A 25,877-nucleotide genomic window follows, 5' to 3' on the forward strand; every position below is an offset into this window, starting at 1 on the left:
ACATTGGGAAGTGATGTCGGATTTAAGAGCGGAATTAACAGAAATTTTGGATGAGGCAGAGTGGGAATGGTTAATTCCTCATGTACAACGAGATGCAGTAATTTTGGTGGCGCTTGAGCTAGACTTAGTGGATGTTGGAGTAGCGATCGCCAGTGATAACATTCCATCAGTGGAACAGTGGATTGATAAACAATTGATTACCAAACCCACAACAGTACAGGTGGGGGAATGGAATGGCGATCGCAGTAAGCGATTTAATACTCTCATCGTTCAACCTTACGTTCTAGCCCAAGAAATAGTTGCTGCCTAATTCGTTTCTGTGTTGTTTCCGATGGCAGTTAGTGTTGGGGTATTTTCTCAGAAAAGATTGTTTGATGTGCCAGTTATTACTTGGCTATTGCCACGGACTAGCTGGCTGATTGAATTAAAGCAAAACTTTCTCCTTTAAGATTTATCCATCTAGCAGCTAGAATTGTTACCATAATTTCAGATTAGATGTTGAAACCTTGATCCAATCTGAAACCTTAGAATTATTAGAATGGCCTCGCCTGTGCCAGCACCTTGCCACCTTTGCCGCAACTAAGCTGGGGGCGACAGCTGCGCGTCATCTGAAAATACCTGATTCTCAGACCCAAAGCGAACTGTTGTTAGAGCAAACCAAAGAAATCTACCAACTGGAAACTCGCCTGACCACGGGACTGTCATTTGAAGGAATTCAAGATATTGGCGATTCCTTAGAACGAGCAGAACGCAGTGGAGTTTTGGCAGGGGAAGAACTGTTAGCGATCGCTACCACCCTCGCTGGTGCCAGAAATTTGCGCCGTGTCATCGACAATCAAGAAGATTTGCCGATATTGACTGATTTGGTTGCCGATTTACGGACTTATCCCGAACTAGAACAAGAAATTCACCGCTGTATTGATGAACGGGCCCAGGTAACTGATCGCGCGAGTCAAAAACTGGGAGAAATTCGTACAGACTTGCGGCGAGTACGCAGCCAAATTACCCAAAAGCTGCAAAATATCTTACAGGCAAAATCTGGCGCAGTTCAAGAACAGCTGATTACCCAACGCAGCGATCGCTTTGTTATCCCCGTAAAAGCACCCCAAAAAGATGCTATTCCCGGTATAGTTCACGATACCTCTACCAGTGGTGCCACCCTGTATGTGGAACCGAATTCAGTAGTACCTCTAGGCAACCAACTGCGGCAGATTATCAGAAGAGAGCAAGCCGAAGAAGAAACGATTCGCCGCATTTTGACTGAACAAGTAGCCGCAGTTAAACCAGATTTAGAGAGATTGTTAGCGATCGCTACCACTTTGGATCTGGCAACCGCAAGATCGCGATATAGTTTCTGGCTAGGAGCGAATCCCCCGCGATTTATCCAGCGTGAAGACAATGAAATCATTACCTTGCGGAATTTACGACATCCATTGTTAGTGTGGCAACAACAGCACGAACAAGGGCAACCAGTAGTTCCTGTAGATTTGCTGATCAACCCGCTAATTCGGGTAGTGACAATTACCGGGCCAAATACTGGTGGTAAAACTGTAACCTTAAAAACTTTGGGGTTAGCAGCATTGATGGCGAAAGTGGGTTTGTTTGTCCCCGCCCGCGAACCAGTGGAAATACCTTGGTTTGATAAGGTGTTGGCAGATATTGGCGACGAACAATCCTTACAGCAGAGTTTATCTACATTCTCTGGACACATCCGCCGGATTAGTCGGATTTTAGAGGCATTGGGGAATGGAGAAGCAGAGGAGCAGGGGAGCAGCACTTCTCTACGAGACGCTACGCGAACGGCTACGCTCAGTGACCGAGGAGCAGAGGGGGAACTTCCTGCTTCTAACTCAGCACTCGTTTTACTTGATGAAGTCGGCGCAGGAACCGATCCAGTGGAAGGTAGTGCTTTAGCGATCGCCTTGTTGCAATATCTCGCCAACCATTCCCAACTAACGATCGCCACCACTCACTTCGGGGAACTAAAAGCCCTGAAATACGAAGACGATCGGTTTGAAAATGCCTCAGTAGAATTTGACGAAAGTACTCTGTCGCCTACTTATCGTCTGCTGTGGGGCATCCCCGGACGTTCTAATGCCTTAACCATTGCCCTGCGCTTGGGATTAAAGCCAGAAGTGGTACAACAGGCAAAAACCCAAGTTGGAGAAGCCACAGATGAAGTTAACCAGGTAATTGCTGGCTTAGAAGCGCAACGCCGCCGCCAGGAAACCAAAGCTGCGGAAGCCCAAGTTTTGTTGCAGCAAGCGGAACGTTTATATAAAGAAGTATCCGCAAAAGCCGCAAGTTTGGAGGAAAGGGAAAGCAGTTTGCGGGCTTCACAGGAAGTAGCAGTGCAACAAGCGATCGCTCAAGCAAAAGGTGAAATTGCCCAAGTTATCCGCCGTTTGCAGAAAGGTACGCCTACAGCCCAAGAGGCCCAGCAAGCAACCAATGCTTTAAATCAAATTGGCCAGCAATATCAGCCAGCAACGCCAGTAAAACCAAAAGTTGGGTTTATGCCCAAAATTGGCGATCGCATCCGCGTTCCCAAATTGGGACAGATAGCAGAAGTGATCGCTGCCCCCGATCAAGATGGAGAATTAAGCGTTCGCTTTGGGTTAATGAAGATGACGGTGAAGTTGCAAGACGTAGAATCTTTAGATGGTCAAAAACCCGAACCAGTCGTCAAACCCAAACCAGCCCCAATAGCAGTAACCCCGCCACCGCAAAATGTCCCAGAAATTCGGACTTCCCAAAATACCATCGATTTGCGTGGTAAACGGGTGGCTGATGCCGAATACATTTTAGATAAAGCCATCTCGGAAGCTACAGGGCCACTCTGGATTATTCACGGCTATGGCACTGGTAAGCTACGACAAGGAGTTCACGCCTTTTTGCAACAGCATTCCAGAGTGAACAACTACGAACCAGCAGAACAAGCAGATGGCGGCAGTGGTGTTACCGTTGTTCATATAAAATAAAGTAGCAATAAATGTAACTATAGCGGTTCTCAATTGCATTCAAACGAGAACTGCTATATTTCATCACCCAAAGTTAGGATGAAGCAGAAGTTACAGAATAAAAACGTTAAAAAAATTGACTTTGACAAAGACTTAAGCCTTAAGTAAACCGTATTGTGTTAAGGGAATCTTCGGGAGAAAAATATCATTAAACACCAAGCGTATTGCCATTAATCAAGAGAAGGAAATTTGCGATGTTACTTGAACTCAATCAACTAATTGTTAGAGCCGGTCATCAATTGTTGATTAAAGATGTCTCCTGGTCGGTATACAAACGCATTTTAGCGGAATTGGGAGACAATCGCAGTTCTCGCATAGGTTACAGTCAAGGGGTGTTGGAAATAATGGCTCCATTACCAGAGCATGAAGTAGCTAAAGTTATTATTGGCGACTTGGTAAAAGTATTATTAGAAGAACTCGATCTGGAATTTTGGAGTTTAGGTTCTACGACTTTTGATAAGGAAAATATGGATGCTGGGGTAGAACCCGATGATTGTTTCTATATCCAAAATGAAACTATAATTAGGGGCAAAGATAGAATCAATTTAGAAACCGACCCGCCTCCAGATTTGGCTATTGAAATTGATATTACCTCCCGGACTCGTTTTAATAATTATCAAGCTTTGAAAGTACCGGAACTGTGGCGATGGAATGGAAGCAAGTTGGAAATAAACGTGTTGTTCGATGGTAAATATATAGAATCAAATACCAGTTCTATTTTTCCCAATATCCCAATTTTCCAAGCGATTCCCGAATATTTGATGCAGAGTAAAAGCAATGGCAGAAATGCGACAATGAAAGCATTTCGTGCGTGGATAAGACAGAAAATTAGTAGCCCGATTTAGTTGAAATTTCCATAAATGGCTACTCAAAAAGGTTTTGGTGCCCTTGTTATGCATCTCCGTTAACAATTTTGATTAATTTCTTTTTGAGCAATACTTGTTTTTTATTCAAGATAAAAGCTACACCTACCGCCAGCAAAATTCCACCCGCACCTTGATGTTCGGGAACAGAAGTAGAAGGTTCGCTAAATCCATACTTTGCTAAAATTTCTTGCCCTTTTGGTGACAAGATATATTCAGCTAATTTTTCACCATCAGGATCGGCGTTTTTTAGTGTAATCAGTCCATAATTAGCTTTCGTTGCTAAATAGTCGGGTAACTCTACTATTTGTAGATTTTCACCACCTTCTGTTGCTTGGGCAGTCTTTCCGCTGGTGTAATAAGCTAAAAATATATCTGCCTGTTTTGTTTCTTCTAAAAAGTAGACTAAATTATTTTTGCCATTAGGAACTATAGGAGCATTAGGATTACCACCTACTAACTGTAAAGCTTTATCCTTCAAAATTTCAGAGCTACCAGGTGTAACCCGATCGGTTTTGCCAAATATTTGCCATGCATAATCACCAGATGGATCTGCTACAGGCGTTGAAGTTCCCAACTTGATTTCGGGTTTTAAGAAAAAGTCCAATAAATTATCTGATGTGATACCAAGTCCCGATCTGACAACAGCAGTCATGCGGTTGCTAGTAAAGTTCGCTACAGGTTCACTCAAACCTTCTTCAAACAATGTTTGAGGGTTATCAATATCTGCACTGGCAAAAACATCTGCGGATTTTCCAGTTTCAGAGAATTCTTGTTCTATAAATTCTCGTGTTAAACCAGATGGACCAAATCGCGTTTCTACTGGAATTCCATATTTTTCGTTAAAAGATTCAGCTACTTCTGTAAGACTATCGCGCAAACTTCCAGCACCATATAGCTTAACTGCAAATGCCTGAGTTGGCAGAGTCACACCGACAGCACAAGCTATCAGTGAAAAGGCAAAAAAATGCTTTTTCATAGTTGTTATATTATTGCGTTGCTATTTCTACTAAGTGAATTATCTGTAACCAATACTGAAGCATGGGTTTTGGTAAATATCTAAACTATTACCTCTGCCCATTAACTTTATAAATGAGTTCTGATATGTGCGTGGTTTGTGGTTAGAGCAATAGTACCAACTAAGTTGGAATAAATCAATCACCCAACATCTTCAAATGCTGACTTTATCAAATTTTTACGTTTGTCATCAGTTTTATTCATGGAGGCGTCAATCGTCCTGATGTTGCCCAGCCTATACTGAAATAACAGGCTGCACACAAGTAAAACTCAGTTGGGGTAATGTCCAGCAGCAAAAAGTGCCTTTAGCAAACAGGAAAAATATTTGTAGAGTAATTATGTATATATTAAGACCAAGTAATAAATATCAAGAAATTTCAAAATTTAAAAATGCAAACAAATTAGGAGGTATTCTACATAATTACTTAGCGATCGCTAGCGGTTAGCATTTAAAACAATAGTTTATTTATACTCTGATACGGAGCTAACAGCGAAAGTCGGGTAAACCTTAATTAGAATTGATAATTTTTTACTTTGTCGAAAATAAATTTTCATCTAGAGTAAGACAAAGATACCTACTGTTTACCAGATAAAAAAGCTAGCTGAAGCCTCTGGCTCATAGCTATCTATGGGAAACCAAGCTTGATTCTTAAGAGTCTGGTTTCAAAATGGGTAACAGCAACATCCCCTATCAGCTCGATCACCTATGCTAAAAGTTATGCACTCGGCCGCCAACTCAGCCACTCCAAATTCCCAGTGGGAGGATTTAAGCAAGCTTCCAGCCCCAAACACAGTTCAATGGGACAATATCAAAACCCAATTAGACTTGGTGCTGTTAGCGCTAGAAACCTTAACTGGGATTGGTTCAGAGGCAATGCTTTCGGCGGCAACCGATCTGAATTTAGAGTCAAGAGTGCCAGACCGCGTAGCTTTATGGCGATTGCGCCAATCAAATCCTCTACGCAAAGGTCAAGGAGGGCGAAAAAAGTTAGATGTCGAAGAAGCGCGATCGCTTGTTTTGATCGTCTGCTACCTAGCCAAACAGCACCAGGAATTGATTCGCCGTGCTGTCGGTCTGTTAGAACAAATGGCAGAAAATAACCGGGAACCTCACCAGGCTGCTTTACTTGGAGACTATATTGATGCTTTTTGCAACACCTACCAAGAGCGGATGGAAGAGGACGAGCAAATCTCAACGGATTTACTAACTAACCTGGCCCTAAAACTGCTTGTAGATTTACTTTTTTACAGCGCTCCTGGTGGGCATCGCCGTCTCTGGCTAGCACTTATAGACCGTTCAACAAAATTTTAAATTTTAGATTTGAAATTCCTCAACCAAAATTCGTTTTCAAAAGTTTGCTAGGTCAGGAAACCTTTTTGATGGTCATTAGTCCTTGAGCGATGCACTATCAACAATGCTTCCTGCTTGCACGCCAGTTTGCATAACAGAAGGAACCTGACAAATTTCTGAGTGGAAGAATCCACCGTTCCAACTTTTCTTTGCAAGCAACTGGCTCAATTTTTGCAAAATCCCAATATAGTCTTCTTCGTAGTTCCTGTCATGCCTCTATCAAATTCAGTTATTCGTTGCTACACACCACCGACTTGCACGCTAGAAGTATTCGCGCAAAGCTCACCTCTGTCCCGTTGGATGGGGAAAACTGTCCTCAAACATCTGAGTTTTGAGCTACGTTTTGACGATCCCCGACTACCAGAAGAACAAAGAGTTCCAATTCGGGGCGATCGCGAGCAACTCGAAGCTTTATGTGATGCTGTCACCAACTATATACAGCAATTTCTCCAACAGTCTCCAGAAAGCTTTTGGGTCAGTTTCTCTAGTACCCAAGAGTTAAGCACAGCACTGGATGAGCCGGAATTAAAGTCTTCAACAAAAACATTAAATGCTTTTAGTAACCAGATTCCAGGGGCAAATATCCACTTAGAACCAAGCAGCTATTTAACTCACAACCTATTTCTTGGTTCTCTGGCCAACTATTCATCTGGTCCCGTAATTCAACTCAGTTTGCTGCAACTATTCGATTTGGCAAGTGCTTTAGATGAATACTCGACTGATGTCATGGCACTCCCAACTCTCAACAGCACAGGTTCGACTCTGAGGTTCCCTGCTTGGGCGCCTATTGCCGCAGTATTAGTATTAGGTGTAGGTTTTTTACCAGTTACTTGGCAATATGCTAACAATATTAGAGAAAAGCAACAGCAGACAGCCAAAACATCGGATTCAGCAGCGGTAAAAACTGCTCTAGAACCTTCATCCTCACTAAACTTTCCCACGCCTGAACCTGGGCTAACCCCGCCATCAAATAATTTGCTAGGTTCTACCCCTCCACTTTCCACATCCACTTTACCCCAAGCACCTCTAACAGCTCCTAGTTCTAGTTTCTCTCCAGCACTACCAAATGCATTGACAATACCTCAAGGGACGACTGCAACCCTTCCTAGTAATCGAGCGATGCCTCCGGCGAGCTTCTCTACGAGTCGCTCCGCGAACGCGAACGCACCATCCAGCAAAATCCCAGGTCAGGAAATTGCCATATTACCAAATCTTGGACAGAATCCAACCGGGTCAAATTCCCAACCCGGTGCTATCCCTCAACTGCGGAATTTGCCACCCAGACTATCTTCTAACGCCAATAGCTTACCAACTAATATCTCACCAGTCCTGCCTCCATCTCTTGACACCATACCCAATAATAATCGTGTCAATACCCCAACCCAACCCTCTCCACTAACCTCACAACAACTAGACGAAAGAATCAGTTCCTTACAGCAATCTTCTGCTGGAGAGAAACCTACTTCACAACTTCCCTCCTCTAGAACCGCTGCTAATAATCCATTTATCGATCAATTAGGGGACGCAGGTAAAAACCCCACATCCAGAGAAGTAGCTACTGGCACATTATTTGACACAACTCAAGTCGCAGAAGCTAGAGAATATCTAACAAAGCGTTGGCAACCACCTACTGGACTGGGACAAACATTAGAGTACAGTTTGATAGTTGGTGTTGACGGCACAATTGAACGAATTTTTCCCCTTAATAAGGCAGCAAGAGAATTCGTTGATAATGCCGGGATGCCTGAAGTTGGCAAACCTTTTGTTTCCGCTAATAAAAATGGACAAAATGTCAGAATTCGAGTTGTTCTCAGTCCTGATGGCAAGGTACAGACTTTTCCAGATCAATAACTAAACTCATCCTTTTAATGCCACTTGTAAAACTGGTACAAATCTTGTGCCAGTTTCTACTGACTACATTGCTCTTAAGCTTACCTGTTGAAGTCCAGTTCCGAAACTGGTCTTACTATTGATACCAGTAAACTTACCAATAAATATAATTACTGTTAACACCAATTCTCCAAAACTAAACTATAGATACAAGTCTGGAAACCCAGATTAAATCTTACGCTTCTTAATTACGAATTAAGAATTGGTATTAATAACTCATATCAAAGGTAGAAATATGCAAACAATTGGTACCCAAAAAGACAGTGCAGCTTGGGTTATTCAAACTTGGGCAGCTTTTGTGATTTCTATTTCAATGACCACCTTCGGTATTGTAAATTTACCTGTAAATGGCTGGGTGAAAGGCTTTATGGGTATGGGTATGGCTTTCTCTGTTGGCTCAACTTTTACTTTGGCAAAAACTACTAGAGACTTGCACGAAACTAGAAGATTAACCGCTAGGTTAGACGAGGCAAAAGTAGAAAAATTACTTTCACAACACGATCCTCTCAATTTCAAATGAAGAGAGTTAGCTCTTACAGGGAATTCAAAATTATCCTGACATCGGAAATTAACTACATAACGAAAAACAAAAGGACTGGATATACCAGTCCTTTATTATATTGATTTAACGTTTTTATCTTAATAACGGGATTTTTTGGTTTTTAACTTTTGCTTTTTACGCCGACGTTCGCTAGCAGCAACTGCTTGTTCTACAGGATAACCCACTAAAGGAATTACCTGATATTTGCGCTCGTCTTCTAACTTTCTCAGTTCAGTGTAATCAACCCAATGAATGCAATCAACTGGACAAGTGTCAATTGCTTCTTGGATAATTTCCTCAGCGTCCCCATCTTGCCGAACCACGCGCGATCGCCCGTAATCTGGTTCAATATAAAAGGTGTTACGCGCAACATGAGCGCAATGCTTGCAACCAATACAGGTGATTTCGTCAACATAAACACCATTTTGGCGCAATATACCACCCAATTCCGGTTCTAAACCAGAACGTTCTGGGGCATCCCGTAAAAAACCCCCTAGTTCTGGTTCCAAACCGGAACGGTTATCTTCTTGTTCTTCCGGCGACGGCAGAAAATCAGCCATTACGCACTCCAGCGCTGTACTACCAGGCGAATTGAACCATCTTCATTTTTTTGTTGTTCAGAAACTTGAAAACCAACACGAGCGGTTTCTTTCACAACTGTTTGATAAGCATAGCGCTGTGTTACTTGACGCAAAAATCCATCTACAGACAAATCTTGCTGCCAATATTGCAAGTCAGCCACCAATTCATATTCTTTGCCATTCCATCTAAAGCCGATGTCATAGCCATTTTCCTGCTCAATACTAACTTCCGCAGGATGGGTTTGACCGCGATAGCCACGGACTTCGCGTGGGCCGGGTTTCCAGTCTACTCCCAATTCAGTCAAAGCATCTTTCAAAGAATCAAGGTTACGGATTTGAGTCTTAATTTGGCTAAAGTGTGACATGGTGGTTGTGAATTAATAACACTAAACTACTGTGAAAACTTACCAATCGCTGTAAGTGGTGTGTGTATTCGCCACATTAGATTGCTGCACCTTCGCGGCGAAATATTCTGAGGTTGGCTCATGATTAAGTACTTGCCCCAGCTGTGCCTCTATTGCTGCTGTAACTTCAGCGCAAGAATTACCCACAATGCCAGTGACTTTCTCTTGTACCCGACCGTCTGGATAGATTATGAACTCTAATGTCTCCATTCTTTTGGTCAACCAGGATAAGTACGCTTAAATTGTACTGCCTTAGCAGAAGGCTAAAAATATAGCCGTAGGAACATATTTAGATACAAACTTGCCATTTATTGACTAATGTTCCATATTTCAACATATATATCTCAGAATCTTTACAAAACTTATTAATATTATAAGCACATACGTCAGTATTTAGTTAGTTTCTCTTAACCTCATTGATTAGTCAAGGTAACAACTGGAGCTAGCAAAGTAAGCTGCAAAAGTCCTAAAAACAAGCGTTAGAGGTAGTATAGCCAGCAAAACAATTCACAAAAATATAAAATTTCTTGAAAAACTTTATTTTTAGCATTCGTTCTACCTTATTATTCTCCAGGTAGATTATATCAGTACAGTATAACTCTAAAGTCATATAGCGTGTATACGTAGGTATTGTATTAGGCCTTTAGATATAGTGACTTTAGCTGGCATCGGCTGTAGAAAGATTTTTAAACTGCGATCGCCATTTTCTGCCATTGGTTAGATTTACCAACCTCGACTCTAGACTAAATATGTACAAGTTTGCCCCAGCTTGGGAAAAGGAGCAAATAGTCTTTGGTGCTGCACGACCTGGATACACTGACAAGAATGTTCAGGATTGGATAGAATTCATGAAGCGCCAAAATATCGAATGTGTTTGCTGTCTTCTTGATGAACAACAGCTAGCTTCTTACTCCGATCTTCTAAACACATACAAACAGGAATTTGGAAATCAACTAGTTTGTTGGGCACCAATTGCAGATTTCCATCTATGTGATTTAGAAACCCTCACACAGAAAATACTTCCTTTTTTAATAGAAGCAGATAAAGAAAATGAGAAAGTCGTTGTCCATTGCTCTGGTGGAATTGGACGTACTGGACATGTTTTAGCGGCATGGCTAGTTAGTGTCCGAGGATTATCAAATCAAGCTGCAATAAATGCTGTCAAAAGAACAGGTAGAAATCCTTATGAAGCTGCGATCGCTGCTGTATTTAGAGGTAGAAATCCCTTGGCAGTTGTAAAGGAGCTTAACGCGCTTCTGAATGATTGCCGTCTCGCAGTGAATAAAACATTTTGATGCTATTATCCTGTCTAATCAGTCTATTGATGAGGTAAGTTCTATGGCAATGGTTTTAGAGAAAGTGGTTCCTTTTGGGAGGTCAATGGATGAATATATAAAAATATTCAATTTAACAAATGCAGATTTAAATAAAAGCATTATTGGAATTGGGGATGGGCCAGCAAGCTTTAATGCAGAAATGACAAGTCAGGGTAAAAGTGTAGTTTCTGTTGACCCACTATACCAATTTTCCAGTGATGAAATATTGAAAAGGTTTGATGAAGTAGTAGATAATATCATTAATCAAGTCAAGGCTACATCGAATGATTGGGTATGGAGCTATCATAAATCTCCAGATGATCTGCGAAACAATCGAGTGAAAGTTATTCAAGAATTTCTCTCTGATTATGAAACTGGCAAAAAAAGCAACAGATACACAGTCGGTGAATTACCAAAATTGGCATTTAAAAATCAAGAATTTGAGATAGCCCTTTGTTCACATTTATTGTTTTTATATTCAGACCATCTCGATTACAATTTTCATCTAGATTCTATAGGTGAGATGCTGCGTATTGCTAAAGAAGTCAGAATATTTCCCCTCATAACTTTAATGTGGAAACATTCACAACATTTAGATGAAATAGTAAAATATTACACTTCAAAAGGTTACAAGGTAGATATTGAAAAGGTTGAATACGAATTACAGCCTGGTGGAAATCAAATGTTGAAGATAACCAGAGATGTTATATAATTCGTAACTTAGACATCGCTGTTTACACTACAAAAGGCGATCGCTTTGAAATTATTTATTATGCGGCATTTCTACAAGGACTGGAGATCGCTGTTGCTGCTTACAAACTAGCATTCAAGGTTCGTATGCTTCACTGCGATGGGCGATCGCTACAACAAATACCTGAACCAGTTCATCCTCTACGGAGTAGATAACCCTGTAGTCCCCGATTCAGTAGCGATAGTACCCTATATAATCTCCTTTGAGGGCTTTAATGTTAGGGTGCGATCGCGGAGTTTGCTCTAGCTGCTGCAAACATCGGGCAATTTTCTTCGCTAAGGCTTTGTCAGCATTTACATAAACCTTTTGAGCATCGGGATGCAGAAGAACTTCATACATCGGAGCGAAGAGTTCTCCAGCTTGTGTAATGAGTCTTAGGGGTTGCTGATGATTGCTTAACTCGCTCTAGTAATCCAGGAATTGCTAACAGTTCTTGGGTTGCAGCTTCGCTTTCAGCATTTACCAAGTAAGCCGCAAAATCGGCAACCACCTGTAATCGCTCCGGCGATAGTTGCTTGAGTGAGTCATTAAGCTGGTGCTGTAACTCTGTCACAGATACCAAATCTGCTGACGACCTATCATCCATTGGGGAATTATCCGTAGTATTCATTGTCTGCTTCGGAATTTCAAGGGTTATTGTCTATTGTAAGACAACTAATTTTTACGCATCAAAATAAAGCACAACTACTTATGCTGTCACCATTGATCGTATTGAATCAGGGGATGCTGGCTCAAAATGTAACACCATAATTTGCTCTGGGCGTAAACCGACAGATTCATAAGTGCGACCAAAGTGATCGCTAAATTCAGCCTCAAATGCAGCACCGCCAGCTAATAATTCTACTACTGTGCCAACCTGACCACGGTACAGGTTGTATTCACGCAAATCAATTGTCAGTGCTACTACATCCAGCAACTTGATTGTATTTTTACTCATTTTCTATTATTTTTAGATATTACAGGGGAGCGCGTAAGGATCGTATGTCTTTATGCAATCATTTAGTCGTCATATACCTCTTGAGTGTAGAGAAGTGTCCGTCCAATGCAGCAAAGTGTTATGAGGTTCGCGTAGGGTTAATAACAACAAAGTTAAATTGAATATTTCTTCGTTGCTATGAAGTTTTTAATTGCATTCTTAAATTCGCTTTTGAGCAAGTCAACATCATTTACTTGGCTAGGAACAACATATCGAAACCAACGCCCATTTTTGTGATGTGCTAACAATTCTTCCACAGATGATGAAGTTGTATTGTAAACAAAGTAATATTTACAGTTACTTGAGAAATCATTGGTTAAACCTAGAAACTCTCTAGCTAGTTTTATCCCAAAATTTCGTGGAGAATAGTACTTACATTCTGCTGCAAGTATGACTTTTGAAGATTGTGGTGAAACACCATTGTTGCGACAAAATTCCGCTTCACTTCTTTCTAAAATAAGAACATCACACTCATGTAGAACTTTGGAAATACCACTAACTCTAACACCTAAGTGCACTTCCAAAGGACGTTTACGTTGAAATCTAATTTCGGCATGAGTATATAGTCCATTAAAAATTTGTCCTGGACTAGTTCTAAACGTAAAGGTTGTTGCCTTATTGTTATTTGTGTCTATATAATCAATGTCTACATTCATTTCACTTCTAGCTGCTTCAATAATAAATGAAAATATGTATGCTTCAAATAAATCAAAAATTTGAGATTGAGCAGTTAAGTTCGGATTAATGGAGTTTCCTAATGCTGTTTGAACTTGGTTTAGAAGACTTTGATTGATTGTCATTCTCTTAACTCTGCACGTAGTTGCTCTATTAATCTCTCTAAAATAAGAGCTTGTTGCGCTCTATCAATAGCTGAACTATAGGTAAAAACTCTCGGTTCTGAATCTTCTTCGGAGACGAATCTAACATCAGGTGAAATATTGAATTCTTCCCCCTCTCCTCGGAAAAAGTTGGTGACTTCTTTCTCTATAAAAGCTGTTTGAACCACTACTGAGTGTATCGCATCTATAAGTAAAAGCAAAGCTTCTTGAGAAGTGTATTCTCTAGTAGTTATAAATTCTCGTGAAAGGCTTCTACGTCTATAAGAATTCTCAACTGGTTTGTCAATTATTTCACCCGCACGTACTACTTCGTTCACTTCTTCAACAACCCAATTCATCTGACTCTCATTCAGCATGGCTACAAGTTGTCGATATACTTCTCTACATTCTTCATCTGACATTACTAATTATCCATTTATCTAGCTATGTAAAGTTAGCGTTCTATCAATCACTTTCAAATAATGTCCGCACACAGTAGAGCAATATTGCTTTAGTTCATCATGACAGAATACTTAGTACATGTCACTGTAAAAGAGGTTCGGAAATATCGAGGCTTGATGTTGAGTTGGGTTTCGTACCCTACACGACTTGCTACAAGCCAACCTAATTTTTGTAACAAGTCTATTGACTTCTGGTAAATCTATTGAGAAGCTAATAGTTAGATTTACTAATTAATAGAAGTGCATCAAACTTGTGACAATACTGACGGGAAAAATAAATCGATCGCAACCTCAAGAAGAACCAAAACCTTTGATTTTGGAAACTCAGGGACTCACGCGCCGTTTTGGGAAGTTCACCGCAGTTAATAACCTGAGCATATCTGTGGAACAGGGCGAAGTTTTTGGACTGCTTGGCCCCAATGGCGCAGGGAAAAGTACAGTTCTTAAGATGTTGACAACCTTACTGCCTATCAGTGCAGGGAAAGCAACCTTAGCTGGCTATGATGTGGCTCGTCAATCTAATCCTGTGAGACGGGCTATCGGCTATGTACCCCAGGCGCTCTCTGCTGATGGTAGTCTTACGGGGTACGAAAATCTGTTAATCTTCGCCAAGCTGTATGGAATACCTGCCAAAGGACGCGATCGCCGCATCTATGAAATTCTAGAATACATGGGTTTGCAAGATGCGGCGAAACGCTTGGTACGAAACTACTCTGGTGGGATGATCCGCAAGCTGGAAATCGGCATATCAGTTTTACATCAACCCCAAATTCTATTTCTTGATGAGCCGACTGTCGGACTAGATCCCATCGCTCGAACTCAAGTATGGCAGCTTGTATTACAACTCTGTGCTGATTACGGCACAACTATATTTTTAACAACCCACTTTTTAGAAGAAGCGGATAGCTTATGTAACCGAGTGGCGATTATGCAGCAAGGTGAAGTCGTTACCACAGGTACACCAACCGACTTAAAAGCTTCTTTAGATAACCCAAATGCAACTTTGGATGATGTCTTTATTTACTATACAGGCGACCAGTTAACATCAGGAGTCAACTACCGTGACACAGCGAGAACCAGACGTACTGCTCAACGGTTGGGTTAAATCACCACCCACTGTCCGAGTAAATTTGATCTCTGCAATTAAAGAGCTAGTTACAAAAACCCTGGCGATCGCAGAATTGGAAATCCGTAAACTCCGCCACGATCCCACGGATTTAGTAGTTCGGGCTGTGCAACCAGCTTTATGGCTGCTAATTTTTGGGCAAGTTTTCGCCCGAACTCGCGCGATTCCTACAGGGAACTTACCCTATTTAGACTTTATTTCTGCTGGCATCTTGGCTCAGAGTATTCTGTTCGTGGCAATTTTTAGTGGTGGAATGACGCTAATCTGGGAGCGAGATTTAGGTATTGTCCATAAATTTTTAGCTAGTCCTACGCCTCGCGTGGCGATGGTGCTGGGCAAAGCCCTGGCGTGTGGGGTGAGGTGCTTATCTCAGGTAATATTCATTTACGGATTAGCATTTTTATTAGGTGTCAAACTAAATCTTCATCCCCTAGCTATTCTCCAAGTACTGCTGCTAGTCATAATAGGGGCGGGTTCTTTTTGTATTTTCTCATTAATTATTGGCTGTTTGGTGAAAAGCCGAGAAAGGATGACGGGTATTGGACAATTGTTAACCATGCCGTTATTTTTTGCGAGCAATGCCATCTATCCGATTTCTTTGATGCCCAGTTGGTTAAAGTTCATTTCCCATTTAAATCCGTTGACTTATCTGGTTGACGGGTTACGTAGCACCATGCTGTTGAATGGCACTAGCATCTATGGCTTTGGTCTGGATTGTACAATTCTCTTATTCACATTAATCATTTTGACCATCCTTGGTGGAAAACTTTATCCACGGGTGGCCATGTAACTAGGAGAACAACAAGCCCATGACCTTGGATAAACCTAATCAAGGTGCAACTTCCGAAGAATGTGCCGCTAGAGTAATGGAGACAGTTCCATTAGTGATGCGGTTTATCCGAGCGGATATGCGTGCCCATAGTGCCGCTTTTTTATCTATACCTCAATTGCGATCGCTAGCATTTATCAACCGGAATCCTGGTGCTTCATTATCTGACTTAGCAGAGCATTTAGGTGTCACCTCTGCCACGGCATCAGCAACCATAGAACGCTTGGTACAACGCGACTTTGTGAAACGGATTGCTCATCCTCAAGAGCGGCGGCGGGTGCTGCTCAATTTAACTGAAGATGGAAAACATCATCTCAAGCAATCCCAAGATCAAACTCGCGCTCATATTACCGACTTGCTCAAAGGTCTTACAGAAGACCAAATTTCCAACATTGAAGAAGGCTTAACTCTACTAAAAAATGTCTTCGAGAAAACAGAACTCAAAGCCCCATAACTTTGAGGTTGCACAACACGATCCCTTTGCAGCCTTTAAGTTTCGAGACTATCGGCTATTTACCATTGGACGGCTGGTGCTGTTCGTGGGGTCGCAAATGCAAACTGTAGCGATTGGCTGGGAACTCTATGAGCGGACTAACTCAGCGATCGCTTTAGGTGGTGTAGGACTGGCGCAAGTCTTACCGATGATTATTCTCACCTTAATTGCCGGAGATGTTGCCGATCGCCGCGATCGCAAACTCACCATATTAATGTCGGTGAGCTTGCTAGCTCTCTGTTCGCTGGCTTTAGGAGTGCTTTCTTATACTAAAGGTGCAATTTTTCTAATTTACGCCTGTTTGGTATTAACGGGTGTTGCTAGGGCATTTCTTAAACCAGCCAGTGATGCTCTGATGTGGCAATTAATACCTGTCACTGCCTTTACCAATGCGGCCACCTGGAATAGTAGTAGCTTTCAATTAGCTGCTGTTATTGGCCCAGCCTTCGGAGGATTTGGGATTGCGCTACTAGGAAGTGCTACAGGGGTTTATGTATTAGCAGCGATCGCAGCCTTACTGTGTTTTATTTTAACCCTGGCGATTAAAGAGCAAAAAGTCATCCGCGCAACTGAGCCAATTTCATTTAAAGCACTTGCCGCTGGTGCTAAATTTGTTTGGCAGAATCAGTTGATTTTAGCAGCGATCACATTAGATATGTTTGCTGTATTGTTGGGTGGTGCGATCGCGCTCCTCCCGATTTTTGCCAAAGATATTTTACATGTGGGGCCAGTGGAATTGGGATATCTACAAGCAGCACATTCAATCGGTGCTTTGACTATGGCTATCACCCTGGCGTATTTACCACCGTTACGCAAAGCAGGCCCAGCCTTATTATGGTCAGTGGTTGGCTTTGGGATTGTCACAATTATCTTTGGACTTTCTCGTTCTTTTTGGCTGTCTATGTTGATGCTAATCCTTGGTGGCGCACTAGATAGTATTAGCGTTGTGATTCGCCATACATTAGTTCAAATCAGAACACCAGATCATTTACGTGGTCGGGTTGCTGCTATTAATAGCGTGTTTATTAGTGCCTCGAATGAATTAGGGGGCTTTGAATCAGGCTTGACTGCGGCTTTATTTGGGCCAGTGATTTCCGTTGTGGGTGGTGGAATTGGCACAATTGTAGTAGTAATTGCTACAGCTATGATTTGGCCAGGAATTCGCAAGTTAGGGCCTTTACAAGAGTATAAATAGAAGTACTTATCTATTAGACATCAGATAATAAGAATCCCACCTCGGCAAGAGATAACAATCACAATCTTGTAGCTTTTATACGGGTGGGATTTTTGTTTGGCGAAAGTTGCACATTGCGTAATTAAAAGATAGACAAACCCAGCTTTTTGGGATTATGCCTATGTCTTTGAAAATTTCAAAGAACAGATTGCTCGTATACGTGAAAAATTAACTAGAGGGGGAGGGCAACACAGCTGTTCCTTGCCTGCTAGGTGCAGCGTCTCGCTCAGAAGGATACAAAGAGACAAGCTATGCAGAGTCTCTCATCAAGAATAAAAGGAAGAGATAAGTTAAAAATTATTCGGCGCAAATTTAGAGACAGTTAGTATTATTAGTTACTACAATTGCTTTGCAGGTGTTTGACATTAGCTCAAAGCAATTTGAGTATAATGGTAGATATAAGCCCTGTTTCTAAGTCTCAATTTTGAATAAATACTATAGATTATTTTTATAAGTGAGCATTATGAACAATAACTTTCCAATAGATCCTAGAAAAGGTTTTAACTTAGCCGGAACTTCAATGAATAAGGAGTCGCCTTTTGTAGAAAATGATGGATTGCTATTGTATAAAGATGGGTGCAAGACTCCAGAATTTCTAAACTCATCTTTTTGCATACATCTATTTGGTGAACGAGTTATCGTAGATCACTATGTACTGTTGTTTCCTAATTCAGTAAATCTTACAGACTATGCTAAAGCTCTAATAAACTATGATGCCAAAATCACCGAAGGACCAGGAAAATGGCCTGATGATTTTTGTCCTGAGCAAAACCTATTGCCCGAAGATGCAAGTATGTACTTTCTCTCAGCCTTAATGCCGTCAGGCATGATTTTGGTACTTCTTGCGCCTAACGCCCCAGATGAACAGATTGCTAGCTTATTCCAAGAGCAAGGTTTTAATACTGTCCATCACGTTGCCATTCTTGTTGATGATATCTATACAGCAGCAGAAGTATGGCAGAAGAAAGGCTTTATTCCTCTGTCTATAACTCCTCAAGAAGATGACTCCTTATGCCAATGGTTTTTCCGCAACTGGGCAGGGCAAATTATAGAGCTAATCTGTCGGCGATGTATGGGTAAAGAGACTTTTTCCTGTGATAATATCGCTGGTTTACGCCTTTCAGAATTGGCAGCCTAAATTATAATTCGTAATTCGTAATTCGTAATTATTTAGTCAAGTATGCTTCCCGCGACGGTGGTTAGCAGCTTGTAGTAATAGAGATTCTGCAAAAGCGATCGCATCAGTTGCAGATTTACCACCAGCCAACTGCGCTAGTTCTTCCCGACGGGTGTTTAAATTATCCAAGGTAGTAACTCTGACAACGGTACGCTGTTCGGCATTGTCATTGTTGGCTTTTTTACCTTTGCCTTGATTAATAGTTTGCTTATCTACACGAAAATGTCGATCGGCCATTGCCGCAACTAAAGGTTGATGCGTAACACATAACACTTGGTTACGTTGACTTAGCTGGTATAATTTTTCCGCGATCGCTTGGGCGACTCTTCCCGAAACCCCGACATCAATTTCATCAAATACCATTGTCCCAGCTGCATCAACTTGAGAAAAACAAGCTTTTAAAGCCAGTAAAAAGCGGCTCATTTCCCCACCAGAGGCAACTTCTGTTAAAGGTTGCAGTGGTTCTCCGGGATTGGAACTAAATGTAAAAGTAATTTTATCTGCTCCCATCGCAGTTGGGAAAGCTGGTAATATTTCAACCAGAAACTTCACCTTTTCCATCGCTAGGGGCTTGAGTTCAGCTATCAAACGTGATTCTAAATTAGCCGCCGCCTTACCCCGCAATTGAGTTAACTGATTACTTGCTTGGGTAAGTTTCTCAAAACACGCCTTTTCTTGCTGTTCCAGACTTTCGATAGATTGTTCGGTGTCATTAAGTTGGGCTAATTCTGCTTGGATACGTTGGTAATAGGCGATCGCTTCTGTAAGTGTCGGCCCATACTTGCGGCAAATTTGCTTTAATTCCTGAATTCGTTCTTCTACCTCTTCCAATCGGTGGGGATCGGCTTCCAATCCATCCCCATAGGCATTAATCTGCCTTCCTACTTCCATTACCGCAGCTTGCGCGTCCCGCACCAATTCTAATAGGGGTTGTAGTTGGGTATCGTATTCCACCATGTCATTTAATATCGCCTCACTGTCTCCCAATAAATCACCTGCGGCGGGAGTTTCATGATCGTTTTGATACAAAGCCTGATAAACCTTGTAACTCATTTGTTGCAAATCAACGACATGATTCAGGCGTTCCCGTTCTTGTCCCAACTGTTCCAATTCATTAGGCTCACTGAGATTGGCTGCTCCCAGTTCTTGCACTTGATAAGTGAGCAAGTCAAGTTGTTGCAACCGTTCCCGTTCTGATGTCCGGCGTTTTTCTAGAGCTAAATGCGCTTGTTGGTAACTACTAAAGTTCGTGGCGACTTTATGGCGCTGCTGCATTAGAGAGTCGCCGCCATACAAATCTAACCAGTCCCGAACTTGGGCAGATTGTCCCACTTGCACCGTTTGACCTTGGGCGGTAATTTCCACCAAGCGATCGCGCATTCCTGCCATGATCTGCCGATTTACCAACACACCATTCACCCGCGATCGACTACGGACATTACTCGCAGTGGCTGTGATTTCTCGGCTAATGACTACAGAATTTTCATCAAGCAAATCTATTTCTTGTTCAGTCAACCAAGCCGCTAGGGGGGCGTTTGAGGTGAAAGTAGCTTCAACCATCGCCCGACTTGTCCCCGTGCGAATGACTCGACTAGAGACTTTACCGCCCAAAGCGGCATCAATGGCATCCAAGATAATCGATTTTCCAGCGCCGGTTTCACCTGTTAACACATTTAGTCCCGCGCCAAATTCTAATTCTAGTTGGTCAATTAGGGCAAAGTTTTCAATTCTCAGGCAAAGCAACATCAAGCCAAATTCTCCACGAGGGCAGATGCCGGATACTTCTAACTTACAAGACAATAAGTATGATATTTCAGCAACTAGCAATACCTACTACTATTGAACTAGTATGCCCGTTTAAGTGTAGCAGACCTATTAGTACTAGGGAGTAAGGAGAGCAGAGGAAGATGAGGAAAAAATACCCAATGCCCCATTCCCAATTCCCAATTTCTAAACATATTGTTACAATACTTAATGTGATCGTTCTGACTGGTGGCCTTCTTCATGATTGTTAAGACACTTCCCCCTAGTTCCCGACCGATTCAGGAGGACAGTCGCAACGGCGAACTGGACGTTATTGATCTAGTACCAGAAAATGGTACACCAAACTTAGTTGTGCGCTCGCCAAGACTCTTAGCAGCCCAACAATTGAGAACAACAGCCCAACCTGAGATACTTTACGATCCCGTGGGCATAGCGGCGCATTACCAAAAGAGACGCCTGCAAGTTTTACGGCGGATTTTCGCCGTGTTGGGGCCGACTCTATCCTTTGCTTTTGGATTGTGGTCGGATAGTAAACGGGGAATTGTCGTCAAAAATGACCGCCGCCGAGCTACTCAGCTACGAGTATTGCTGACCCAATTAGGGCCTGCTTACATTAAAATTGGCCAAGCTTTGTCCACCAGACCGGATCTAGTTCCTCCCGTATACTTAGAAGAATTAACTAAACTACAAGACCAATTACCGCCTTTTCCCAACGAAATTGCTTACCAGTTTATCAAAGAAGAGTTAGGCGCACCTCCAGAAGAGGTTTACGCCGAACTGTCGGCCCAGCCAATTGCTGCGGCTTCATTGGGGCAAGTATATAAAGGTAAGCTAAAAACTGGTGAAGAAGTCGCTGTTAAAGTTCAACGCCCCGACTTAAGAGAGGGAATCACCATTGACTTGTATATCTTGCGTAACCTCGCCGCTTGGGTGCAGAAAAAGGTTAAACGGGTAAGAAGTGACTTAGTTGGGATTCTCGATGAATTAGGCGATCGCATCTTTGAAGAGATGGACTACATCCACGAAGGTGAAAATGCGGAGCGATTTTTTGAATTATACGGTCATATAAAAGACGTATATGTACCGAAAATTTACTGGGAATATACCAATCGTCGCGTCTTGACGATGGAGTGGATTAATGGTACTAAATTAACCCAGACAGAAGAAATTAGCGCCCAAGGTATAGATGCTCGTTATCTAATTGAAGTGGGTGTGCAGTGTTCCCTGCGCCAACTGCTAGAACATGGATTTTTCCATGCAGATCCCCACCCTGGTAATTTGTTAGCGACAACCGATGGCAAATTAGCTTATCTCGACTTTGGGATGATGAGCGAGATTAAGCCACCACAGCGTTATGGTTTGATTGAAGCGATCGTCCACGTCGTCAATCGCGACTTTGAAGGATTAGCAAAAGATTACGTTAAATTAGATTTCTTATCACCAGAAACCGATTTAACACCAATTATCCCAGCTTTTGCCAGAGTCTTTGCTGATGCCGAAGGAGCCAGTGTTGCCGATCTTAATATTAAAAGCATCACAGATGAACTATCGGCTTTGATGTATGAGTATCCTTTCCGCGTACCGCCCTACTACGCCTTAATTATTCGCTCCCTTGTGACGCTAGAAGGTATTGCAATATATATAGATCCCAACTTTAAAGTCCTCAGCGAAGCTTATCCCTACGTTTCCAAACGCCTGTTAACAGATCCAGCACCGCAATTAAGAGCATCATTGCAAGATTTGTTATTTAAAGATGGCAGATTTCGCTGGAATCGCTTAGAAAACTTGTTAAAAAATGCGCGTAATAGTCAAGACTACGACTTTAATTTAGTGCTGAATCAGGGGATAGAATTTCTGTCATCTGAACGCGGTGCTTTTATTCGTGACAAACTAGTAGATGAATCTGTTAACGGACTCGATGCTTTAGGTAAAAATGTTTTGCATAACTTTACCTCTTTGTTACGAGAACGGGTAGGATTGACAGCAGTTAATAAAACTCCAGCAGCTACAGTTGAACAACAACAAACCTTAGAGCATATCAAACGTATATTAGGTATTCTCCGAGAAACAAGAGGCTTTGACCCAGTGCAAATTACATCCCAAATTGCCCAGTTATTGGTAAATTCAGATGTACAACGTTTAGGTCAACAAATAGCCAACCGCTTCACGCAGAAAGCTGTAGCCAGGTTAATTCGGCAATTATTGGCATCTTAGTAAAAATTATGAGTTAAAAACTTTATTTAACTCATAAATCATTCATCCTAGCAACTATATAACCCAACTCTTCTAGCTTTTCTAAGACCTTAGTTGCACTTTGAGCAACGCTTTCCTGGTTAGTTTTGCATTCGACTTCAGGACAGAGTGGTATTTCATAAGGATCATTAATACCAGTGAAGTGCTTAATTTCCCCTGCTCTTGCTTTTTTATATAACCCTTTTACGTCTCGTTGTTCACAAACTTCTAATGATGTGTTGACGTAAACTTCAATGAAAAATCGAATACTTTGGCGCACTTCTTCTCGAATTTCGCGGTACGGTGAAATTGCCGAAACCAATACAATTACATTATTTCTAGCAAGAAGTTGAGCTACAAAACCAATGCGCCGAATATTCTCCTCTCGATCCTCTTTACTAAAACCCAATCCTTTACATAGGTTTTGACGTACTGCGTCACCATCCAGAACTTCAACTCTGTATCCCTGTATCCGCAGTTCCTTCTCCACGAATTGACAGATAGTAGTTTTACCTGCACCACTCAGACCAGTGAACCATACTGTCACACCACACTCTTGTTGTCTCATCCTACTTTCGTCGTAAATTTTAAATGGCACACCAAAAAGCTTTTTTAGGTAATTGTGGGTCAAATAGTAATTTCTTTTTATAATCCTTTTTTAGCAGGAATTTCAGCAATTGCAAGGCATTCTATGTCAACCTTGTTACTTTTACCTCTACTGATTTCGAGTGAAAAATCGCATAATTATACGTATTTAGGCTAAATATTTAATACGAAGCATGGCGATGTATACGACAGGCTACACCTACGCATTTTCTCTACCCTAACAACGCAATTTGCCGTTATAGTAACAAAACTTGTCGATCGAGTTTTCAAATTATTAAAGTTTTAACTAATTTTTACATTCAGTATATATACAGTTTATTTTTAAATATAATAGTCTTTATTATAACAGTAGATTACCAAACAAGATTTACTGCTAAGACATTATAAAAAACTCAGTTCAAAATATCTGCAAAGTTAGATCCAGTGCAGCTTTATGGCGGCGCGACCTATTTTCTGGGGGCGATTCCTTTAAGTGCTGTTTCTGGTACAGACTTGTTTATTGACAATGATGGCACGCTTAGTGGTCTGTGTGATTAATTCTGAGAGTTTCGTAGTGAGCGATTTATCAGTCAATTTCAAGGATTTTAGCCCTGACTACAAACTTTCACAACTCATTAAAACCAATGACATCAATCACCAGTACACCTTGGCATAAATTTGTTCACCTTTAACAAGTTGCTCAGAGCAACTTGTCTACTTAATTGAGGTGATCGCTGGATTTACGCCATGCAGTACTAATGTTGTGTGCCAGTAATTTTCGGGGTTCGTAGTTAGTAATTTACTGCTCAATTTTAAGGGCTAGAGCCACTGAGTATATTTTGTATTTAACTAAGTCTAAAGTTCCTCAACAAAATTTGAAATTTAATTCAACTGATTTATGTTGTCCACTTTTCCCACTACTGCGCCAGAAGAGAATAACTTAATTCAATGTGATGCCGATCGGGGATTTATCTCCTGGCTGAGTCAAGCCGGAGGCTCAGTTGCCATCACCACCTACCAAGCCGGAAAACTAGCACTAGTAGGCTGGAATGGAGAACAGATAACCATGCTGTTACGCCAATTTTCCAAACCAATGGGATTGGCAGTGAATGGTTCACGACTAGCACTGGCTAGCCATCATGAAGTCTGTTTATTAGCCAATGCCCCCGCCTTAGCTTATGAGTTTTTAGAAGACCAGCCCGGACGCTACGATGCCCTCTACTTGCCACGGATGACATATTTTACAGGCGACCTAAACATTCACGACCTGGAATTTGGCAGAGAAGGGCTGTGGATTGTCAACACCCGCTTTTCGTGTCTTTCTGCTTTGAGTCCAGACTTTAGCTTTGTACCGCGCTGGCATCCGAAATTTATTTCTGAAGTAGTGCCAGAAGACCGATGTCACCTGAATGGATTAGCAATGGTGGATGGCAAACCCAAGTATGTGACTGCCCTCGGTGCGACAGATACCGTCGGGGGATGGCGGCCGGGCAAAGCCAACGGCGGGGTCGTTGTGGAAGTAGAGAGTAATGAAATTGTTGTAGATGGATTATCAATGCCCCATTCCCCAATTTGGCATGACGGGTTTTTGTGGTTACTCAACTCTGGTGCCGGGGAAATATGGCGCATTCATCCAGAATCAGGAGACAAACAAGTAGTCTGTGTACTCCCTGGATTTCTGCGGGGTCTGTGCTGCGTCGGGTATTACGCCCTAGTCGGACTATGCCAGATTCGGGAACGGCATATTTTCGGAGGATTGCCCATAACTCAACGATTTGAGAAGTTGCTCTGTGGTGTGGCAGTCGTGGATTTACGAAATGGGCAACAGGTGGGAATGCTGAAGTTCACCGCAGGCTGTCAAGAACTTTATGATGTACAGTTTCTTGCTGGTGTACAGCGTCCAATGGTTTTGAATCAAGAACGAAAAGAAATCCGCCAAGCATTTACTGCACCAGAGTTGAACTACTGGCTGCGACCGAGTGCAGTGATTCCTAATGACTAATAAATCTGTTTAATCAGACCGTAATTGTTGAAATAAAATTTTTAGTTTTTTTCAGAGGTTTTTTCATGACTGAATTCCAAGTCAATACTTACACCATCGGCAGTCAATCTAACTCCACAGTAGCAATAGATGCAGATGGGGACTTTGTCATTTCCTGGATTAGCTCTGGTCAAGACGGGTCTGGCAATGGGATATATGCCCAACGCTACAACAGTGCTGGGGTGGCTCAAGGGGGAGAATTTAAGGTCAATACCTACACCAGCAGCACTCAAAATAACCCCGCAGTAGCGATGGATTCAGGTGGGGACTTTGTCATTTCCTGGACTAGCAATGGTCAGGACGGGGATGGTTATGGGATATATGCCCAACGCTACAACAGTGCTGGGGTGGCTCAAGGGGGAGAATTTAAGGTCAATACCTACACCAGCAGCACTCAAAATAACCCC

28 protein-coding genes are annotated in these 25,877 nt (G+C 41.9%); 16 read left to right on the forward strand and 12 right to left on the reverse strand.

The genetic code is table 11. From position 1 onward, the window contains the following. Nucleotides 1-13: 13 nt before the first annotated feature. From V7K84_RS06220 to V7K84_RS06230, 3 genes are all read left to right on the forward strand, one after another. On the forward strand, nucleotides 14-310 hold the full coding sequence (locus V7K84_RS06220) for a DUF2288 domain-containing protein (RefSeq protein ID WP_289796739.1): 297 nt from the start codon (nucleotides 14-16) through the stop codon (nucleotides 308-310). A gap of 196 nt (nucleotides 311-506) precedes the next feature. Beyond that, a complete protein-coding gene (locus V7K84_RS06225; protein ID WP_334836943.1) occupies nucleotides 507-2,981 on the forward strand; it encodes an endonuclease MutS2 in 2,475 nt (824 codons plus the stop codon). 233 nt (nucleotides 2,982-3,214) lie between these two features. After that, the gene (locus V7K84_RS06230; protein WP_334836944.1) at nucleotides 3,215-3,865 is read left to right on the forward strand and encodes a Uma2 family endonuclease; all 651 of its coding nucleotides are present in this window, start codon (nucleotides 3,215-3,217) and stop codon (nucleotides 3,863-3,865) included. Between the two features lie 46 nt (nucleotides 3,866-3,911). Here V7K84_RS06230 and V7K84_RS06235 read toward each other — a convergent pair whose 3' ends face one another. After that, nucleotides 3,912-4,862, reverse strand: a complete 951-nt coding sequence (locus V7K84_RS06235) for a molybdate ABC transporter substrate-binding protein (protein ID WP_334836945.1) — start codon at nucleotides 4,860-4,862, stop codon at nucleotides 3,912-3,914. 744 nt (nucleotides 4,863-5,606) lie between these two features. Between V7K84_RS06235 and V7K84_RS06240 the strand changes: the two genes are divergently transcribed. The 3 genes from V7K84_RS06240 (at nucleotide 5,607) to V7K84_RS06250 (ending at nucleotide 8,661) form a co-directional block, all read left to right on the forward strand. After that, nucleotides 5,607-6,212 carry a DUF3038 domain-containing protein gene (locus tag V7K84_RS06240; protein WP_334836946.1) on the forward strand — a complete coding sequence of 202 codons (606 nt, stop codon included), beginning with the start codon at nucleotides 5,607-5,609 and terminating at the stop codon, nucleotides 6,210-6,212. Between the two features lie 249 nt (nucleotides 6,213-6,461). Further along, complete coding sequence (locus V7K84_RS06245; protein ID WP_334836971.1) at nucleotides 6,462-8,102, forward strand: DUF4335 domain-containing protein; 1,641 nt, start codon at nucleotides 6,462-6,464, stop codon at nucleotides 8,100-8,102. Between the two features lie 274 nt (nucleotides 8,103-8,376). Next, a complete protein-coding gene (locus tag V7K84_RS06250; protein ID WP_094348435.1) occupies nucleotides 8,377-8,661 on the forward strand; it encodes a YiaA/YiaB family inner membrane protein in 285 nt (94 codons plus the stop codon). Nucleotides 8,662-8,780: 119 nt separating this feature from the next. Here the strand turns inward: V7K84_RS06250 and V7K84_RS06255 are convergent, their stop codons facing one another. From V7K84_RS06255 to V7K84_RS06265, 3 genes are read right to left on the reverse strand one after another with little or no spacing between them, the layout of a single operon-like run. Beyond that, nucleotides 8,781-9,242 (reverse strand): ferredoxin, encoded by a 462-nt coding sequence (locus V7K84_RS06255; protein WP_292820795.1) that lies wholly within the window; start codon nucleotides 9,240-9,242, stop codon nucleotides 8,781-8,783. Next, on the reverse strand, nucleotides 9,242-9,628 hold the full coding sequence (locus V7K84_RS06260; protein ID WP_012406942.1) for a DUF1257 domain-containing protein: 387 nt from the start codon (nucleotides 9,626-9,628) through the stop codon (nucleotides 9,242-9,244). The genes V7K84_RS06255 and V7K84_RS06260 overlap by 1 nt, the downstream gene beginning before the upstream one ends. Nucleotides 9,629-9,667: 39 nt before the next feature. After that, entirely contained in the window at nucleotides 9,668-9,877 is a 210-nt protein-coding gene (locus V7K84_RS06265; protein ID WP_094328129.1) for a DUF2997 domain-containing protein, read from the reverse strand. A gap of 539 nt (nucleotides 9,878-10,416) precedes the next feature. Between V7K84_RS06265 and V7K84_RS06270 the strand changes: the two genes are divergently transcribed. Both V7K84_RS06270 and V7K84_RS06275 read left to right on the forward strand, forming a co-directional pair. Further along, nucleotides 10,417-10,962 (forward strand): protein-tyrosine phosphatase family protein, encoded by a 546-nt coding sequence (locus tag V7K84_RS06270; RefSeq protein ID WP_334836947.1) that lies wholly within the window; start codon nucleotides 10,417-10,419, stop codon nucleotides 10,960-10,962. 43 nt (nucleotides 10,963-11,005) lie between these two features. Further along, the gene (locus V7K84_RS06275) at nucleotides 11,006-11,695 is read left to right on the forward strand and encodes an SAM-dependent methyltransferase (protein WP_334836948.1); all 690 of its coding nucleotides are present in this window, start codon (nucleotides 11,006-11,008) and stop codon (nucleotides 11,693-11,695) included. A 114-nt stretch (nucleotides 11,696-11,809) separates the two neighbouring features. Here the strand turns inward: V7K84_RS06275 and V7K84_RS06280 are convergent, their stop codons facing one another. From V7K84_RS06280 to V7K84_RS06305, 6 genes are all read right to left on the reverse strand, one after another. Further along, complete coding sequence (locus V7K84_RS06280; RefSeq protein WP_334836972.1) at nucleotides 11,810-11,905, reverse strand: type II toxin-antitoxin system RelE family toxin; 96 nt, start codon at nucleotides 11,903-11,905, stop codon at nucleotides 11,810-11,812. Further along, nucleotides 11,906-12,073 carry a type II toxin-antitoxin system RelE family toxin gene (locus V7K84_RS06285; protein ID WP_334836949.1) on the reverse strand — a complete coding sequence of 56 codons (168 nt, stop codon included), beginning with the start codon at nucleotides 12,071-12,073 and terminating at the stop codon, nucleotides 11,906-11,908. It lies immediately after the preceding gene. After that, nucleotides 12,066-12,344, reverse strand: coding sequence for a hypothetical protein (locus V7K84_RS06290; RefSeq protein ID WP_334836950.1), 279 nt, complete (start codon nucleotides 12,342-12,344; stop codon nucleotides 12,066-12,068). Before V7K84_RS06290 ends, V7K84_RS06285 begins: the two co-directional genes overlap by 8 nt. Before the next feature lie 78 nt (nucleotides 12,345-12,422). Continuing rightward, nucleotides 12,423-12,671, reverse strand: coding sequence for a DUF4926 domain-containing protein (locus V7K84_RS06295; protein WP_334836951.1), 249 nt, complete (start codon nucleotides 12,669-12,671; stop codon nucleotides 12,423-12,425). 152 nt (nucleotides 12,672-12,823) lie between these two features. After that, nucleotides 12,824-13,510, reverse strand: a complete 687-nt coding sequence (locus V7K84_RS06300) for a hypothetical protein (RefSeq protein ID WP_334836952.1) — start codon at nucleotides 13,508-13,510, stop codon at nucleotides 12,824-12,826. Further along, nucleotides 13,507-13,950 (reverse strand): hypothetical protein, encoded by a 444-nt coding sequence (locus V7K84_RS06305; RefSeq protein ID WP_334836953.1) that lies wholly within the window; start codon nucleotides 13,948-13,950, stop codon nucleotides 13,507-13,509. Before V7K84_RS06305 ends, V7K84_RS06300 begins: the two co-directional genes overlap by 4 nt. A 292-nt stretch (nucleotides 13,951-14,242) precedes the next feature. On the opposite strand from V7K84_RS06305, the gene V7K84_RS06310 reads away from it, so the two are divergent. The 5 genes from V7K84_RS06310 (at nucleotide 14,243) to V7K84_RS06330 (ending at nucleotide 18,809) form a co-directional block, all read left to right on the forward strand. After that, a complete protein-coding gene (locus tag V7K84_RS06310; RefSeq protein WP_334836954.1) occupies nucleotides 14,243-15,094 on the forward strand; it encodes an ABC transporter ATP-binding protein in 852 nt (283 codons plus the stop codon). Beyond that, nucleotides 15,051-15,905 carry an ABC transporter permease gene (locus V7K84_RS06315; protein ID WP_334836955.1) on the forward strand — a complete coding sequence of 285 codons (855 nt, stop codon included), beginning with the start codon at nucleotides 15,051-15,053 and terminating at the stop codon, nucleotides 15,903-15,905. The genes V7K84_RS06310 and V7K84_RS06315 overlap by 44 nt, the downstream gene beginning before the upstream one ends. Before the next feature lie 19 nt (nucleotides 15,906-15,924). Then, a complete protein-coding gene (locus tag V7K84_RS06320) occupies nucleotides 15,925-16,398 on the forward strand; it encodes a MarR family winged helix-turn-helix transcriptional regulator (RefSeq protein ID WP_229493734.1) in 474 nt (157 codons plus the stop codon). Further along, nucleotides 16,364-17,632 carry an MFS transporter gene (locus V7K84_RS06325; protein ID WP_334836956.1) on the forward strand — a complete coding sequence of 423 codons (1,269 nt, stop codon included), beginning with the start codon at nucleotides 16,364-16,366 and terminating at the stop codon, nucleotides 17,630-17,632. The genes V7K84_RS06320 and V7K84_RS06325 overlap by 35 nt, the downstream gene beginning before the upstream one ends. 502 nt (nucleotides 17,633-18,134) lie before the next feature. Continuing rightward, nucleotides 18,135-18,809, forward strand: a complete 675-nt coding sequence (locus tag V7K84_RS06330; RefSeq protein ID WP_334836957.1) for a hypothetical protein — start codon at nucleotides 18,135-18,137, stop codon at nucleotides 18,807-18,809. A 36-nt stretch (nucleotides 18,810-18,845) separates the two neighbouring features. On the opposite strand, the gene recN is transcribed toward V7K84_RS06330, so the two are convergent. After that, a complete protein-coding gene (gene recN, locus V7K84_RS06335; protein WP_334836958.1) occupies nucleotides 18,846-20,594 on the reverse strand; it encodes a DNA repair protein RecN in 1,749 nt (582 codons plus the stop codon). A 258-nt stretch (nucleotides 20,595-20,852) separates the two neighbouring features. On the opposite strand from recN, the gene V7K84_RS06340 reads away from it, so the two are divergent. Continuing rightward, entirely contained in the window at nucleotides 20,853-22,826 is a 1,974-nt protein-coding gene (locus V7K84_RS06340; protein WP_334836959.1) for an ABC1 kinase family protein, read from the forward strand. 31 nt (nucleotides 22,827-22,857) lie between these two features. On the opposite strand, the gene cysC is transcribed toward V7K84_RS06340, so the two are convergent. Next, nucleotides 22,858-23,430, reverse strand: a complete 573-nt coding sequence (gene cysC, locus V7K84_RS06345) for an adenylyl-sulfate kinase (RefSeq protein WP_334836973.1) — start codon at nucleotides 23,428-23,430, stop codon at nucleotides 22,858-22,860. 897 nt (nucleotides 23,431-24,327) lie between these two features. Between cysC and V7K84_RS06350 the strand changes: the two genes are divergently transcribed. Together V7K84_RS06350 and V7K84_RS06355 are read left to right on the forward strand one after the other, a co-directional pair. Further along, nucleotides 24,328-25,431, forward strand: a complete 1,104-nt coding sequence (locus V7K84_RS06350; RefSeq protein WP_334836960.1) for a TIGR03032 family protein — start codon at nucleotides 24,328-24,330, stop codon at nucleotides 25,429-25,431. 65 nt (nucleotides 25,432-25,496) lie between these two features. Continuing rightward, on the forward strand, nucleotides 25,497-25,877 hold a 381-nt coding region (locus tag V7K84_RS06355), incomplete at its 3' end, for a hypothetical protein (protein WP_334836961.1).

It is taken from the genome of Nostoc sp. (assembly GCF_036917315.1).
GTDB lineage: Bacteria > Cyanobacteriota > Cyanobacteriia > Cyanobacteriales > Nostocaceae > Nostoc.